Source organism: Paenibacillus sp. GCM10027628, assembly GCF_042676385.1.
Classification (GTDB): domain Bacteria; phylum Bacillota; class Bacilli; order Paenibacillales; family NBRC-103111; genus Paenibacillus_E.
In genome coordinates, this window is the sequence record NZ_JBHTHA010000002.1 from 406,057 (window position 1) to 421,336 (window position 15,280).

General features: G+C 48.9%; 15 protein-coding genes. 3 read left to right on the forward strand and 12 right to left on the reverse strand.

The window, feature by feature from the left end; translation table 11 throughout:
• Positions 1 to 45: 45 nt before the first annotated feature.
• The 6 genes from ACFQZT_RS03005 to ACFQZT_RS03030 all read right to left on the reverse strand — a co-directional run bounded on the left by ACFQZT_RS03005 (position 46) and on the right by ACFQZT_RS03030 (position 5,633).
• Positions 46 to 828, reverse strand: coding sequence for an ABC transporter permease subunit (locus ACFQZT_RS03005; RefSeq protein ID WP_379296393.1), 783 nt, complete (start codon positions 826 to 828; stop codon positions 46 to 48).
• A gap of 32 nt (positions 829 to 860) precedes the next feature.
• Positions 861 to 1,922: an ABC transporter substrate-binding protein gene (locus tag ACFQZT_RS03010; protein WP_379296395.1), complete on the reverse strand. Its 1,062-nt coding sequence runs from the start codon at positions 1,920 to 1,922 to the stop codon at positions 861 to 863.
• Positions 1,923 to 1,955: 33 nt separating this feature from the next.
• Positions 1,956 to 3,065, reverse strand: a complete 1,110-nt coding sequence (locus ACFQZT_RS03015) for an iron-containing alcohol dehydrogenase family protein (RefSeq protein WP_379296397.1) — start codon at positions 3,063 to 3,065, stop codon at positions 1,956 to 1,958.
• On the reverse strand, positions 3,062 to 4,393 hold the full coding sequence (locus ACFQZT_RS03020; RefSeq protein ID WP_379296399.1) for an LLM class flavin-dependent oxidoreductase: 1,332 nt from the start codon (positions 4,391 to 4,393) through the stop codon (positions 3,062 to 3,064). Before ACFQZT_RS03020 ends, ACFQZT_RS03015 begins: the two co-directional genes overlap by 4 nt.
• Before the next feature lie 19 nt (positions 4,394 to 4,412).
• Positions 4,413 to 4,943 (reverse strand): GNAT family N-acetyltransferase, encoded by a 531-nt coding sequence (locus ACFQZT_RS03025; RefSeq protein WP_379296401.1) that lies wholly within the window; start codon positions 4,941 to 4,943, stop codon positions 4,413 to 4,415.
• A 282-nt stretch (positions 4,944 to 5,225) separates the two neighbouring features.
• Positions 5,226 to 5,633 carry a carboxymuconolactone decarboxylase family protein gene (locus ACFQZT_RS03030; protein WP_379296403.1) on the reverse strand — a complete coding sequence of 136 codons (408 nt, stop codon included), beginning with the start codon at positions 5,631 to 5,633 and terminating at the stop codon, positions 5,226 to 5,228.
• 125 nt (positions 5,634 to 5,758) lie between these two features.
• Here ACFQZT_RS03030 and ACFQZT_RS03035 point away from each other — a divergent pair, with 125 nt between their 5' ends.
• A complete protein-coding gene (locus ACFQZT_RS03035; RefSeq protein ID WP_379296405.1) occupies positions 5,759 to 6,211 on the forward strand; it encodes an Lrp/AsnC family transcriptional regulator in 453 nt (150 codons plus the stop codon).
• 920 nt (positions 6,212 to 7,131) lie between these two features.
• Here the strand turns inward: ACFQZT_RS03035 and ACFQZT_RS03040 are convergent.
• The 6 genes from ACFQZT_RS03040 to ACFQZT_RS03065 form a co-directional block, all read right to left on the reverse strand.
• Positions 7,132 to 7,860: a nucleoside phosphorylase gene (locus tag ACFQZT_RS03040; RefSeq protein WP_379296407.1), complete on the reverse strand. Its 729-nt coding sequence runs from the start codon at positions 7,858 to 7,860 to the stop codon at positions 7,132 to 7,134.
• Between the two features lies 1 nt (position 7,861).
• Positions 7,862 to 8,527 carry a sulfite oxidase-like oxidoreductase gene (locus tag ACFQZT_RS03045; protein WP_379297926.1) on the reverse strand — a complete coding sequence of 222 codons (666 nt, stop codon included), beginning with the start codon at positions 8,525 to 8,527 and terminating at the stop codon, positions 7,862 to 7,864.
• Positions 8,528 to 8,577: 50 nt separating this feature from the next.
• Positions 8,578 to 9,501: an ABC transporter permease gene (locus tag ACFQZT_RS03050; RefSeq protein WP_379296409.1), complete on the reverse strand. Its 924-nt coding sequence runs from the start codon at positions 9,499 to 9,501 to the stop codon at positions 8,578 to 8,580.
• The gene (locus ACFQZT_RS03055) at positions 9,485 to 10,558 is read right to left on the reverse strand and encodes an ABC transporter permease (RefSeq protein ID WP_379297928.1); all 1,074 of its coding nucleotides are present in this window, start codon (positions 10,556 to 10,558) and stop codon (positions 9,485 to 9,487) included. Before ACFQZT_RS03055 ends, ACFQZT_RS03050 begins: the two co-directional genes overlap by 17 nt.
• Positions 10,545 to 12,044 (reverse strand): ABC transporter ATP-binding protein, encoded by a 1,500-nt coding sequence (locus ACFQZT_RS03060; RefSeq protein ID WP_379296411.1) that lies wholly within the window; start codon positions 12,042 to 12,044, stop codon positions 10,545 to 10,547. Before ACFQZT_RS03060 ends, ACFQZT_RS03055 begins: the two co-directional genes overlap by 14 nt.
• Before the next feature lie 91 nt (positions 12,045 to 12,135).
• The gene (locus ACFQZT_RS03065) at positions 12,136 to 13,182 is read right to left on the reverse strand and encodes a BMP family lipoprotein (protein WP_379296413.1); all 1,047 of its coding nucleotides are present in this window, start codon (positions 13,180 to 13,182) and stop codon (positions 12,136 to 12,138) included.
• 177 nt (positions 13,183 to 13,359) lie between these two features.
• On the opposite strand from ACFQZT_RS03065, the gene ACFQZT_RS03070 reads away from it, so the two are divergent.
• A complete protein-coding gene (locus tag ACFQZT_RS03070) occupies positions 13,360 to 13,782 on the forward strand; it encodes a GNAT family N-acetyltransferase (protein ID WP_379296415.1) in 423 nt (140 codons plus the stop codon).
• An 85-nt stretch (positions 13,783 to 13,867) separates the two neighbouring features.
• Complete coding sequence (locus ACFQZT_RS03075) at positions 13,868 to 15,226, forward strand: S-layer homology domain-containing protein (protein WP_379296417.1); 1,359 nt, start codon at positions 13,868 to 13,870, stop codon at positions 15,224 to 15,226.
• Positions 15,227 to 15,280 lie beyond the last annotated feature (54 nt).

Consider the following 15,280-nt stretch of genomic DNA (forward strand, 5'->3'; position numbering starts at 1 on the left):
CACCTCTATTTGGTTATGTGATCCACCAGGCACGTTACCTTCCGTTCAGCGTTTGGAAAAGTTAGGATTCCACTGCAGCCACCATTTTTCCAGCAACTTGGCGATGCTGTCCGAAAGCTTCCCCAGCAAGGCATAGATCACAATGCTCAGAACAATCACATCCAGCTGAAAAAATTCTCTGGCACTATTCGCCATGTACCCGATACCTGATTTTGCCGCGACTGTCTCCGCGACGATCAAGGTCAGCCACATGATGCCGAGCGCATACCGGACGCCTACCAAAACCGATGGCAATGCGCCGGGCAAAATAATATGCCAGTAGAGAGAGAATCGGTTCAGCCCGTACACTTTACCCATCTCAATCAGCCCGGGATCGATGGATCGAATGCCATGGAAAGTATTCAGATAGACCGGGAAAAATACCCCCAGAGCTACTAGCAGCAGTTTGGCCGATTCCTCAATGCCAAACCAGATAATAACGAGTGGAATCAGCGCGAATAGCGGAATGTTCCGGATCATCTGGATCGATGAATCCGCCAGCTTTTCTGCCGTGCGTGAGAAGCCGTTCAGCAGCCCCAGCAAAAACCCGACCCCGCCGCCGAGTGCAAAACCGCTTAGCGCCCTTTTGGCGCTAACGCCGATATTCGTAAACAATTCGCCGTTTTTCAGCAAGACGATCAGGGTATTTAGCACTTTAATCGGCTGCGGCAATACATTCGCCGGAATGATACCGGTGGTCGTCAACACATGCCAAACCAAAATCGTTGTAACGGGAATGATCCAGGGGGCGACCTGATAGAAGCGTTCTAAGCCTCTTGATTCTTTCAACTCTTTTACCCTCCTTACGCTCGGCACGGATACTATGGAGCCGTTATTTTTTTCAGCTCTTCCTCAAAAGATTTGCTCCAAATGGCGTTGACGTCGATTTTGCTTTTCAGCAATCCCACGCTGCTTAAAGCATCCGCAACATCCTGCTGGGAAGCGATCGCCTTCTGGAAGTTCGCCGAGAGCTTGGACGGCCGCTGCGCCTCGCCTTGCTTAAGCGTATCCAGCGCTTGCTCGACCGGCTGTTTGGTATTTGACGCCGTGATCTCCGCCCATTTTTGCTGGTTGTTTCTGCTCCATTCATAGAACTTGTTCAACCGGGTCAGATAATCGACGATAGCTGCATGCTTAACCGGGTCATTAATCGCATCGGGCGTAGCCTCGTAAAGGAAATTTCCGGATAGGATATCCTTGGCGCTGGCCAAAAGGGTAGCCCCGTTCTGATGGGCGGAAATAATCGCATTTCCGTAGCTTGCCAAAGCATCGACTTTACCGCTGATCAAAGCGCTAAGTCCATCCGATGTGGATAAAGGCACCGCCTCGATATCCGTCCAGGACAATCCGGCTTGCTGAAGGATTTTGACCAGGAAATAATGAGCGGTTGTGCTGCTGACGTAAGCTACTTTTTTCCCCTTTAATTCAGCAACGCTTTTGAGCGGCGAACCTTTGGGGATGACAACCTCTTGATTTAAGGTGGTAGACTCAAACGATGCGATGACCTTGAAATTGCCCCCGTTCGCAGCCAGTGAAGCAAATAAAGGCGGGATTTCGCTCGTCGAACCTAAGTCCAGATTGTTTGCCGCCATTGCTTCCAACTGCAAATTGCCGCCTTGGAATACGCTGTACTGCACTTTGTATGGCGTATTATCCAGACCTGCTTCTTTAAACCCTAACTCCAAACTGCCCCATCCCGTTTGCCCGACCCGCAGCGTGACTTTACTCAGATCAACTGAAGGGGAAGCAGGTGCACCGCTTGCCGCCGCTGTAGATACGGGAACTTGGGAAGTTGGTGTTGTGTTGTTGGCGCATCCGGCTGCTAGACCAACGATCAATAACGAAAGAATTGTACGGCGGGCATACTTGTTAACTCGAAACATGAACGAATTTCCACCTTTCTGAATAACGCACAGTTAAGCTTTGGAATATGCTTCGCGGATGATCCGGTGACCCCATTGATCCGCTTTCTGAATCGCTTGGGCAATCAGGTTCTCATTGATTTCAAAAGACAATCCGCTTGTCGAGCCTTCCCGCAGCTGAACGCCTTTTGCAATTTCCACGGCAATGTTTGCAGATTCTTTATCGATGCCCAGTTCTTTCAATGTAATCGGCAGCCCAAGTTTATGGAGGAGAACCGCTAGTCCGTTTATTTCCGCTTCCGCCCGCCCTTCAAGAACAACCTGAGTCAGAAGCCCAAAGGCGACCTTTTCGCCGTGAAGTGTGTTCCCCGTTTCCGGAAAGTGCGTCAGGCTGTTATGAATCGAATGGGCGATCGCTGCGCGGGCTGTAGAGCCTTGAACGGTTCCGGCCAGTCCTGCCAATGCAATGATAGCATCGACGGTTTCTAAGAAGGCAGGCGTCACCTCGCCGGACCCGGCCGATTGGTACGCCTCCAAGGCATGGAGGTGCAGCCTGTCGAGCGCGATCTTGGCCGTTTGCGTAGCGATTCTGATATCCAGCCCATCAGGATCGTCGTTCAAATTCACGACAGTTTCATACCATTTCACGATCGTATCGCCGATTCCCGCGGCGAGATAACGCTTCGGGGCAGAGGCGAGAACATCCGTATCCGCAAGCACCAGTTCCGGCGATCGCTCGTTCAGCAAATACCCGGAAGATCGCCCAAGATCATCGTAGAGAACAGTGACAGCCGCCCAAGAAGCGCATGTAGCCGCTATGGTTGGCACTGCGACAACCGGGATCCCCAGCTTGCCGCCCACGGCCTTGGAGATGTCCAGCGCCTTTCCTCCGCCGACTCCGATAATGACGTCAGCCTGTACTTTCGCAGCTTTTTCAGTAAAACTGTCGATTTCAACTGATGTGACTTTCCCGCTAAATAAGGCTATTGTGTATGAAATCCCTGACTCATCTAAAGTGCTGATGAATGATGCATTTACTGCTTCCAGCGCTCTTCTTCCGGCAATGATCAGGGCGCGTTTGCCAATAGATGCGATCAACGGCCCGCTTTTAGCTAGAATCCCAGGCTCGTTCCAGTATTTTCCCGGTGCTTTCACTGTAATCATCTCTGGATCACCTTCGAATATCGATTTACAGGAATCTTCAAACCCAGATTTTCACGAAGCGTACCATGCTCATATTCTTCGCGGTATATGCCGCGTTCTTGCAAAATCGGCACGACGAGGTCGACAAAGTCATCCAAACCACCCGGTAAAGAAGAATGAATGATAAAGCCGTCCGCCGCTTTTTCCTCGAACCATTGCTGGATCAAATCAGCGACTTGCTCCGGCGTTCCAACGAACTCTCCGCGCGGCGTAGCCGATTGGAGAGCGACTTGGCGCAGCGTCAAACCCTGCTCCTTAGCATTTTGCTTGATTTTATTCGTGCCGCTTTGGAAGCTGTTGCTGCCGAAATCCCCTAAATCCGGAAATGGCTCATCCAGCGGATGCTGGGAAAAATCGTAATGCTCAAAAAATCGGCCTAAGTAATCCAGCGCGCGTTCAATCGTCACCAGGCTTGCAAGCTCCTGATATTTGCGCTCCGCTTCTTCTTCCGTACGCCCTACAATCGGACCGATTCCCGGCAAAATCACGATATCCTCTTCCGAGCGCCCAAATGCCGCGGCACGCCCTTTGACATCGGCGTAGAAGCTCTTCGCCTCTTCAATCGTCTCATGATGCGTGAAAACGGCGTCTGCCGTTTTGGCCGCCAGATTCTTCCCCGCTTCCGACGATCCGGCTTGGAACACGACCGGATGCCCTTGTTTGGAACGGGCAATATTCAAAGGCCCTTGAACGGAGAAAAACTCTCCTTTGTGATCCAATCTGTGCAGCTTTTCAGAGTCAAAAAATACACCAGATTCTTTATCCCGAACAAATGCGTCATCCTCCCATGAATCCCATAAGCCTTTCACGACTTCCAGATGCTCTTCGGCAATTCGGTAGCGTTCCGGGTGCGAAGGGTGCTCGCCTTTGTTAAAGTTTTTGGCTGAGCCTTCCAGCGGGGAAGTAACGACGTTCCAACCTGCACGACCGCCGCTAATATGATCCAACGAAGCGAATTGTCTGGCTACGGTGAACGGCTCGCTGTAGGACGTAGAAAGCGTTCCGACGAGACCGATTTTGGAGGTGACGGCGCCGAGCGCCGAGAGAATGGTCAGCGGCTCAAAGCGATTCAAGAAGTGAGGAATCGACTTCTCCGTGATATAGAGCCCATCAGCGATAAAGACGAGGTCGAATTTGCCCGACTCTGCTTTCAATGCTTGTTGCTTATAAAACTCCACATTTACGCTCGCATCAACGAGCGCATCCGGATGTCTCCAGCCTGAAATATTGCCGCCGACACCATGAATAATGGCACCGAACTTTACTTTTCTTTGTTTTGGATTTGTCAAATGTCTCTCTCCTCTTTTTCTAAATAATTGCGCTCTCCTTCAGGTGAAGCCTGAAACTCTTCACTAACGTCTGGCCATTGTAAAAATCCTTATCTTCAGCGCGTTCGAAGCCAAGTCGTTCGTACAGTCTGACTGCCGACTCCATCATGTCAGAAGTATGCAAATGGAGCGTCTCGGCGCCAAGCTCAAGCGAGCGGCGTACACTTTCCTTAATCAGAGCCGTCGCGATCCCTCTTCCACGCGTTTGGGGCGCAACAGCCAGAAGGCGAATAATAGGCGAGTGAATATTCAGATCAGGCAAGCCGTAGGCAACCTCTGAAGAAGTAAATAACTGAACGCTTCCCACAATCTGACCATCCATCTCTGCAACGATGCGGGCAATCGGGCCATCTCCGTCTACTGAAGCTCGTATATTAGCTTGGTAAAGCTCCCACCGCTCAGCAGGCAGTACAGCCGCATATTGCTGATAAGCCTCCACGACAAGCTTTTCAATGCCATCGCGATCCGCCTTCCGCGCTTCACGAATTCGTATTTCGCTCTGTAAAGCCATCTTCACCCCACCTGACTTTTTTTAAAATAATAATTACGATAATTCCTATTGGTTATATATGATTTATAGATAATACTGTATCACCGCACCATCTATGGCGTCTAATTGATGTTTTCTATTCATTTATAGAAGAGTTCTATTCAAGGAATTGAACCTTCTTGATATATCCCTTCCAACGGTTCATGGTTGTAAAAACAAAAAAACCTGACTCTGTAGCAGTGGGAGTGGGATCCACTTCCGCATGAGCAGGTTTTAGGTTGTCTATGTTTGTTTCGCCCTCTGTTACAGTTTCAAATTCATGATTGCGCCGAACAATTGCGAGCCTGTAGTGAAGCAAATGTAAGCACACAATTCTGCAATTTCAACTTCCGAGAATTGCTGCCTAAGGATATCAAAGTGACGGTCATCGAGCGACCCTCGGTCTTTGAGAAATACCTCGGCGAAAGCCACAGCTAGACTGATCCGCTCATCTTCTTGATGAAGCGCCGGCTTTCCTCTGGCTTGACAGTACTCGCATCCGTTGCCGAAGGCAAGTGTCCTGCGTACCTGCTCTTTCAATTCATCGCTTAGCAGCCCTTGATTGTAAAACGTTCCTTCCAGGCTCGCCCATTGTTCGAGTACCGCTTCATTGTGCCCCAACAATTTCTGAAATGGTGTAAGACCGTTTTCCGAGTATGAAATTCTAGCCATTGTAACTCTCCCCCTTCGCTATACATTTATCTTATATGCTTTTTAGGGATATTTACATTATAATTGAAACGAATAAAAGGTAATTGGATTATAAATGAAATACATTCTATCTAAGGAGTTCACATATGAAAATTGATGAAATTGATCTGGCTATTCTTAACGAGTTACACCAAGATGCCAGGATGTCCATGAGAGAATTAGGAAAAAAGATTAATCTTTCTCCCCCATCCGTCGCCGAAAGAGTCCGCAAGTTAGAAAGCGAAGGCATTATAGAAGGCTATACGATCAAAATCAACCGCAAGGAACTGGGTTTTCAACTGGAATGCATCATGGAAATTACAGTTAGAAACGGGGATTATGAAAGATTTAAATCCTTTGTTCAAACCCATCCGCGGGTTATGGGCTGCTGGCGGACAGCAGGACGAGCCTGCTTTTTTGTCAAGTTGAGTGTCGTAAGTCTTGGGGAAATCGAGGGGTTTGTGAACCAGGTCGCTTCGTATACATCTCCATCGACGAATGTCATTTTCTCGGAGGTGGAGATTCTTACAACATTGAAACAGCAACTTTCTAATCCTTAAGAACTGGCAAGCCTGAGAACGATGCGAAAAGCTGATTTATTTTTGTGAATCATGCAGATGCGAGTCATCGTCATTCGTCCCCGCGGTCGGGGCTTACGATGACGAAACTCGGTTGCTAAGCAACTAATGCAGCGCCAAGGTCCGTGCGGCTGGCTGGAATAACGAACAACCGTCGTTATTTGTAACACACTTTGACGCTAAATGATGGTGAAATGTCCAGAATCAGGGCTCGAGCCATCTTCCTGCATTTGCTGCTCCCCTGAACATAGAAAACTTGCAGCTGTACCTGGACAACTGTTGGGAACGAACTTGTCATTGTCAATCCGCCATCTTCTCGTCTGCAAAGATGAAAAATATCGTTAGAAACACGACTGCAGCATCCCTACATGTCTGTAACGATGAGGAACATCTTTCCAGCATCGCTCAGCGTACAAAGCTGCTTTTTTTCTCGTCTGTAAGCATTCAAAACATCGTTCGAGACTCGACTTCATTTCCCTCGTGCCACTGAAACGATGAAAAACATCTTTCCAGGTGTGCCCTTGCTGTTTGATGTCGTATGTTTTGAAACTTTCATGGTAGTTAGACCCTTATTCAAGGGACATTCCCCTTCACATGCTGCAAAGCTGTCTAGCTCACTCCAAATTTTGTTCGAAAAATGTGACCAAGGATCCATGAATATGCGTTTCAGTATGTTTGCCTCCATTAAAAGCATACCCAAAATTTCTTAGAAAGGGGCTTGTTAACGCTTTAAAATTCCTGTAAAGGATCTAAACATTCTTCTGTAAAGAATCAAAACATTCTAGCTGAACAAATAACCTGGCCGGCGGCCAGGTTAAGTTGTTTTAATCTGATCTGATTTTGAAGGTGATCGAAGTTCCGCAAGCCTAAACATGTGGCTTAATTGGTCTATCTCTTACCACTTATCCCTTAGCATGAAGCTTAACGATGGCTCGAATGGCCGACTGAATTTCCCTCTCCACTGCGTTCGCTACTACATCCGTATGCGGATTATACACTTCTTTCAGATCCGCATCGGCGTAGCCGTCTAATGCGACAATCGCTCCAGCGCGTACTCCCCGCAAAGAGGCAATTACATAAAGCGCTGCGATTTCCATCTCAACGGCAATCGCGCCGGCCTGTTTGTATTTGCGGTGAGGGAACTCCTCGACACCTAGGAAGAAAGCGTCCAGCGTAACGGTGATTCCTTTCCGTACGACGCCGTCCGTTTCGCAAGCTGCTTCATATAAAGCTTGACACACGTCCAGATCGGCAACAGCCGGAAATCCGTGCGGCACCAGTTGGCGAGTTAAGCCTTCTTCCCGAACTGCAGCCGTACTGACGACCAGACTGCCAGGCGGCACATCGGATGAATACGAGCCGGCCGTGCCGACGCGAATCAACGTCTTCACGCCGCCTTTGATCAATTCTTCGAAACATACGGCCGCCCCCGGCGAACCGACGCCATGGCTGACTACAGTGATCGGAACGCCCTGGGATTCCCCGACGAAGGTGCGGTATTCCCGACTGAAGGCGAGTTCCTTGCACTTATCTAACTTGCGGGCGATAGCTTCCGCTCGAAAAGGATCGCCGCATACGATCGCATACGGGGAGAGTTCCTCGGCATTTACCTGTAAAATCGGCAGCAGCATGTTAATCAAACTCCTTCTTTTCCCATTCGTCTTCCGGAATCGGGATCGCTTCACCGGAGAAGCGCTGCTCCAGGAATGGATCAGCCACGTTGTGGAAGCCGTTGCGCTCCCAGAACCCTTCCCGGTCTTCCTTCATAAATTCAATGCCCCGAATCCATTTGGGACTTTTCCAGAAATATAAGTGCGGCACGATGAGCCGTAGCGGCCATCCATGTTTCAGGGTCAACGGCTCGCCATCGTATTTCGTCGCCAGCAAAATATGGTCGCCCATAAGATCTTCAAGGGGAACGTTCGTTTCATAATTGTTATCTGCGTGCAGCATGACATATTGGCCCTGCGGCTCGATGTTCAACAACCTCAGCAAATCCCGGAATAATACGCCCTCCCACGCCGTATCGAGCTTGGACCAGCGTGTTACGCAGTGAATATCGCAAACGATCTTTGTTTGCGGCATGGCCAGGAGTTCTGCATAGCTGACGACCTTTTCCTCGTTCACCTCGCCAAAAACGCGCAAGGACCAATTCGTCATGTCGTATTCAGGCACTTCCCCTTCATGCAAAATCGGAAATCGTTCGGTCACAACTTGCCCCGGCGGAACTCGGCCCGCCATAGCTGCATCTACAACGGGAGCTTTCATGCGTTTGATTCGATCGGCTTTGCTGTCTATCGTCATCCGTTGGTTCACTCCTTCCAATCGATATAAATCTGCTTGCAGTGCTAGCGAGAGCTGCCATTAGCCTTCTGTGCTTCAGCGATATAACTGTTCTTGCGGAAAAAGAGCATCGCGAGCAGCGTCACCACATATGGGAGCATTTGTGTAAAATGAGTCGGCAGTGAAAAGCCCTGCAGCCTGATGCTGAATGCGTCCATTAACCCGAACAGCAAGCTGGACGCCATTACGCCTAGCGGGTTCGCCTGTCCCAGCATCGTCGCGACCAGCGCGATGAAGCCTCGTCCCGCGGTCATCCCTTCGGTAAACATCGTCACTTGGCCGAGTGACAGCTGGGCCCCAGCCAATCCGCAAAGCACACCGCAAATAAGTACGGCCAGATACTGCATCCGATTCACTTTAATCCCAATGCTTTTCGCCGCAACCGGATTCTCGCCTACCGCCAGCAAGCGGAAGCCCAGAACGGATTTAAACATGAAAAATTGCAGAACCAGAACTAACACAAAAGCTAAGTAGACCAGTGGCGAATGCCCCGATACGATGCCGCCGATCACGGGAACATCCTGGATGAACGGAATATTCCATTTCGGCAGCCCGACCATATTTTTATCGTAGAAGGCGCCTTTGACGTGGAAAATGGCTTTTAAACAAAACGCTGTCAAACCTAGGGCAAGAAAATTAAAGGAAATCCCCACGATAATCACATTTGCCTGCAAATGGATGCTAATATAGGCAAAAATAAGCGAGAACAACAATGTTGCCGCAGTAGCGATAAGCACAGCTGCATATGCATTGCCGGTATAATGATTGCCTACAATCGCGGAGAACGCGCCTACCAGCACGAATCCCTCCAAACCTACATTGAACAACCCCACTCTGGAGCAAATCGCACCGCCCAGCGCAGCGAGGAGAATCGGAGCGACCATGCGAATCATGGAATTGAATAACGCGACATCAAGAAGATGCTGCATCGTCATTTCCCCCTTTCCTGCCTTTCCAGATGCGAACGCTGAACTTGGCCGTGACGAACAAAATTAACAGCGATTGAATGACACTCGAAATTTCCAAAGGAATGCTTGTATTCCGTTCAACACCCATCCCGCCTGTCTGCAAAGCGGCAAGCAGGACAGCTGCAACAGTAGTAGCGAGAGGATGCGCACCGGAAAGCAGCGTCGCCATTATGCCCGACCAAGCATAGCCAGGGTTCGTCACCATGCCGTCGGTGTACCGATACTGCATGCCGAGCACTTCGACGGCGCCGGCAAGTCCGGCAAAGCCACCGCTGGCAAACATGCTGGCCAGCATGACCTTGCCCCTGTTAACGCCCCCGTATGCGGCGAATAGCGGATTGTAGCCGAGCATGCGAATTTCATAACCGGCTGCACTGTATTTAATAAACAAAAATAAGAGAACGGCAAGAACAATAGCGATAATAAAGCCCGCATGGATACTCATGCCTGGGAACAGCTTCGGCAGCCAGACGCTTTTATCTACCATCATCGTTTGTGCGAGTGCCGCCGAACCTGTTTTGTCCTTGAGCGGATAAGCGACCAGGTAACCGGCGAATAGGCTGGCTATGTAATTGAGCAGCAGCGTGGTAATGATCAAATTCATCCGAAACCGGGCATCGAGCCAGCCGGCAAATGCCGACCAAATCCCGCCTACAGCAATGCCGCCGAGCATGGCCGCGAACAATTTGAACATTGCCGGTCCTGGAAAATAAAGGGCGATCAACGCGCTGCTCAGGGCGCCGAGAATCATTTGCCCCTCCGAGCCCATATTGAAAAAACCGGCGCGAAACGCAATCGATACGCCTAAACCTACAAGAATAAGTGGTGTCGCTCTTGTCAGCGTATTTGTAAAGAAGTAGAAGTTGCCGAATGCGCCTTTCCACATCTGCACGTAGGTATCCGTTATAGACCCGCCAATCAGCGAAATCGCGACAGCGCCGCCAATCAAGCCAATACAGATCGCAATAAGCGGCTGCAGCCATGCACTTAAGTTAACCTTCCAATTAAGCACTTGAATCGCCTCCCGCCATCCATAGACTGATTTGTTCCTCAGTCGCATTCTCGGCAGACAATTCTCCCGCAACTCGACCTTCATACATAACAATAATGCGATCCGATAATTTTAGAATCTCCGTCAATTCCGAAGAGACCAATAGAATCGCTCCCTGTTCATCGCGCTTTTTCAACAATTCCTCATGAATAAGCTCCATCGCCCCGATATCGACGCCTCTTGTCGGTTCTGCGGCAATTAAGAACGGCCGATTCTGGGCGATTTCTCTGGCCACAATAAGCTTTTGAAGATTGCCCCCAGAAAGATACTTCGCTTTCGTTTCCTGAGAGCCCGCTTTAATTTGGAATTGTTCGATAAAGCGACTCACCATACTTCGCAGCGCTTTGCCTTGCAATAAGCCGCCACGGCGGTATGTTCGGTGATGCCCCATCGTTCCGTTCTCAAGTACGGTGCCTTCCTTCGCCGCCCCCCATTGGTAACGGTCTTCAGGAATATGAGAGAGCCCCGTATCTCTGACCTCGCGAACAGAGCGCCCTGCAATGTCCTTGCCCATCAACCGAATCTCACCTTGGTCGATCGTCTGAAGACCGGAGATGCTTTGGATCAGCTCAGATTGCCCATTACCTGAAATACCCGCAATACCGACGATTTCCCCAGCGTTCACCTTCAAGCTAACATGATCCAGCACCGGCTTCCCTTTCTTGCCGAGGATTGAGATGTTCTTCACCTCGAGAACGGTTTCACCGGTCTTAACCGTGCTTCGGGTCGGCTGCGCCAACTCTCTTCCGACCATGAGACGCGACAATACTTCCACATTCGTTGCAGAAGCATCAAGCGTACCCGTTACCCTGCCGTCGCGCAATACCGTGATCCGGTCGGCGACTTCCATCACCTCATGCAATTTGTGCGTGATTATAATGAAGCTTTTACCTTGGCTTGCCAGGCTTTTCATAATTACAAGCAGTTCTTTGGCTTCAAGCGGGGTCAAAACGCCAGTCGGCTCGTCCAAAATAATAATGTCTGCGCCCTGATACAGCACTTTCAAGATTTCAACCCGCTGCTGCAAGCCAAGCGGACAGTCGGCTACTTTTTTCAGCGGATCAATAGGCAGCCTGTACTTCTCACATAAAGCCTCTACTTGAAACGCCGCTTTCTTGCGGTCGAACTTCATCCCTGCTTTCGGCTCATTGCCAATGACGATATTTTCGGCCACGGTAAAAGAAGGAAACAGCATGAAGTGCTGGTGCACCATGCCGATTCCGCCTGCAATCGCATCGTTCGGATTCGTAAAAACAACCTTTCTTCCCCGCAGTTGAATCGTTCCTGCCGTCGGCTGCTCCATTCCGTACAGAATGCGCATGAGGGTCGTTTTGCCCGCACCGTTCTCACCGACCAATGCATGAATTTCACCTTCGCGCAGCGAGAAATCCACATTGGCATTCGCTGTCAAGCTTCCATATTTTTTTGTGATTCGGTTCATTTGAAGCAGCATAACGATTTCGCGCTCCTCTACCTAGACATGAGGAAACTGCCTACGTTTGACGTAAACAGTTTCCGGGGTCAATATGCGATTAACGGGCCTACTATTTAAGCGGATTAGGTACAGTCACTTTACCGGCAACGATGTCGTCTCTGATCGCCTTCACTTTATTCACGGCTTCTTGTCCAACAAACGGGCTAAGCGCAGACTTGCTTTCTTTCGTAACGAAGGTAAGACCTACGCCGTCTTCTTTCAAACCGTAATCGACAGCACCGAATTTAAAGGAGCCATTTACGAAGTCTTTTACCGTTTGGTAAGCAACGGCATCGGTTCCCTTTAGCTGGGAAAGGACGATATGCTCAGGATCGGTTACAGTACGGTCGATATCTTGACCGGAAGTGTAGAATCCTTTTTCCTTCGCTGCTTCAAACACACCCAGATCGCCTACTGCCGATGCGCCAGCGACAAAATCAGCGCCTTGAGAGAATTGCGTCAATGCAAGTTCCTTCGCTTTAGCCGGATCCGTGAAACTTCCTACATAATTAACGATGAATTTGGCATTCGGGTTCGTTGCCTTCAGTCCCTCTTGGAAGCCAACGGTATATTTCTTGATCAGCGGGATATCCACGGCCGCAACCATCCCGACAACATTTTTCTTCGTGGCTAAACCGGCAGCAGCCCCAAGCAGGTAAGCTGCTTCTTGCTCACGGAATACAACGCTTCTAACGTTTGGCAGATCAACGACAGTATCAATAATGGCAAAAGATTTTTTCGGATTTTCAGCGGCCACCTTTTTCAAGGCATCCTCGGATTCGAAAGAACTAGTAATAATCAGATCATAATTATCGGCTACCGCTGCACGCAGGTTTTGCTCAATCGCACTGGCATCCGTGGATTCTACGGTTTTTACATCAACGCCGAATTCTTTACCGGCTTTTTTCACGCCTTCATCTTCTTGAGCGAAAAACGGGTTCACGCCGATTTTTTCCGGTGTAATCAGAATGATTTTCTTAGCTGATTTCGTCTCCGGCGCTTTTGTTGCTTCAGCAGATTTGGTAGCTGCCGCTGTTGATGCAGGTTCTGTTTTTGGCGTACCGCAGCCTGTTACCATTAATGTAACGGCAAAGATGGAAAATAAAGCTTTTTTCATGATTCTTTTTCTCCCCTTTTAATATGTAGTTGTGTTCATATGAATAATATCCTACTAAATAACTCGGATATAGTCAAAGGAATTATTTTTCCTGTTCGACAAATTACGACTTATTAATTAAACTGATCGTAGTAAAATCCTTGTGTCATGTCAAGACATTTAAGAAGGCGGGTCCAAATGAACATTCAAATGATTACGAAAGAAATGGCCTGGGAAATCCGACATATTGTCATGTGGCCGGACAGAGATCTCTCGTTCGTTCAATTAAATAACGATGATGAAGGCTATCATTACGGCCTTTTCACTGAGGATCGCCTTGTCTCTGTTATCTCGCTATTTCTTGATCAGGATGGAGCGCAATTCCGCAAATTTGCAACGCTCGAACAAGAGCAAGGGAAAGGATACGGGAGCTTTCTTCTACATCACATTATGGAGGAAGCGCGATCACTGGGGGCAAAGCGAATATGGTGCAACGCCAGACTGAGTAAAGCCGCCTTCTATAAGAAGTTCGGGCTGGCAGAAACCACTGACATCTTCATGAAAAATGAAATACCTTATGTCATTATGGAAAAAAGCTTCTCAGAAACTTCCAAATCGTGATTGACACACTCTCGGATACTTGGTATATTGCATTAAAACATACTATTCCTATGCGAATTAAAAAACATTTGGAGGTGCTTTATCTGTGAAGTTACTAAATCCCGTTAAAACTGCGCGTACAGTCGCTTTAACCGCCGTTCTGCTCTCATCAGTATCCGCATTCGGCGCCTCGGCCTTTGCTGCTGAAACCAGTGAATCTACTGCATCGTACAAACAATTTTTGAAGGATCATTACAGCCTCAGCTTGGCCGGCTCCTTGTCCAAAGGTGATTTTGTCAATGCCGTTGACCGCATTTTGAAGCTGGAACCTAAAGAACAAACGAACAAGTTCACCGACTTGCAAAAAGACAGCCCTTACTACAAAGCAGCGAACGCTTTATTCGAGAAAGGGATTCTCACAGACGGCAAACTGCAAGGGGAACAGCCGCTTACGCAATTGCAGGCCACCTTCATCGCGCTGAAAGCCGCTGGCCTTAAAGAACTTGCTTATACATATCCGCAAGATAAAGTTAAAGCCGCTCTTGCCAAGTTACATATCGATTACGATCAGAATAACGAGCTGACCCTGCAAGCCGCACAAGAGCTCGCAGCCGCTGTAGATACCGGCCTTCTCTCCTCCGAACAAGAGGTGGGATTCAAGCCTGATGCAGCTGCGGATGATAACTTCGCCAGCGAGCTGCTGGGCAAAGTTCTTGCTTTCCAAGGTCAGTACAAAAATTATATCGGCACAACATCCGATGATGATATTTTCCGCAAGATCAATGAAGCATGGAGCACGGAGGATCTCATTGCGGCAACTGATTTGCGCGCTGTTTTCGATGAAGCGCTGAAGAAGAACCTGGTGACTGGCTATAACTTAAAGGATGCCCGCTTCGATGCGCACTTTGACCAGAAGCTCTCCTTAACCTACGGCCACTCGGACATTACGCACGCCCTTCAATTAATCGGCCTGCTTCGCAGCGAAGGCATTGAGGCGAAAGTGCAGCTCGAGCCCAAAACTTCCGCCTTTGTCTATTTGAAGGAATGGGGCGAGCCGACACAGACCGATGATTATCAAGTCGTGCAAATCGATAACGGCAATTTCATTGCCTATGCGAAAGAGTACGACATCGAATTTGAATTCGATAACGCCGAACAGAAAAACAAGTTTCAACAAACGATTCTCCAATACGCCAAAAAGAACAGCGAGGACCAAAAAGGACTTATCTACTCGTCCTGGTGGCAACCGCTCTACTATTCTTTGACGGATATTAAAGACTATAAAGTGATTTCCAACAATAAAATCAGCAAAGGGCATTATTACGCGCAATCTTTCTCCCTGAGCGATAAATCTACCGATGTCGCAGCCGGCATCAAAAAAATCAACCCAAGCTTTGAAGTCGAGTCCTATAAGTTCTGGGTAGACGAACCGTTCTATCATTATCTGCTGGGCGATTATAAATAAGCACATGGAAATAAGCAGTTGTGTGGGCTCTCCCACTCAACTGCTTTTCCTTTT

Excerpts from the sequence above, each read along its gene's own strand:
- ACFQZT_RS03065 (WP_379296413.1), bottom strand. The coding sequence starts at position 13,182 with ATGAAAAAAGCTTTATTTTCCATCTTTGCCGTTACATTAATGGTAACA.
- ACFQZT_RS03025 (WP_379296401.1), bottom strand. The coding sequence starts at position 4,943 with ATGGCTTTACAGAGCGAAATACGAATTCGTGAAGCGCGGAAGGCGGAT.
- ACFQZT_RS03015 (WP_379296397.1), bottom strand. The coding sequence starts at position 3,065 with ATGATTACAGTGAAAGCACCGGGAAAATACTGGAACGAGCCTGGGATT.
- ACFQZT_RS03050 (WP_379296409.1), bottom strand. The coding sequence starts at position 9,501 with ATGCAGCATCTTCTTGATGTCGCGTTATTCAATTCCATGATTCGCATG.
- ACFQZT_RS03040 (WP_379296407.1), bottom strand. The coding sequence starts at position 7,860 with ATGCTGCTGCCGATTTTACAGGTAAATGCCGAGGAACTCTCCCCGTAT.
- ACFQZT_RS03010 (WP_379296395.1), bottom strand. The coding sequence starts at position 1,922 with ATGTTTCGAGTTAACAAGTATGCCCGCCGTACAATTCTTTCGTTATTG.
- ACFQZT_RS03070 (WP_379296415.1), top strand. The coding sequence starts at position 13,360 with ATGAACATTCAAATGATTACGAAAGAAATGGCCTGGGAAATCCGACAT.
- ACFQZT_RS03035 (WP_379296405.1), top strand. The coding sequence starts at position 5,759 with ATGAAAATTGATGAAATTGATCTGGCTATTCTTAACGAGTTACACCAA.
- ACFQZT_RS03030 (WP_379296403.1), bottom strand. The coding sequence starts at position 5,633 with ATGGCTAGAATTTCATACTCGGAAAACGGTCTTACACCATTTCAGAAA.
- ACFQZT_RS03060 (WP_379296411.1), bottom strand. The coding sequence starts at position 12,044 with ATGCTGCTTCAAATGAACCGAATCACAAAAAAATATGGAAGCTTGACA.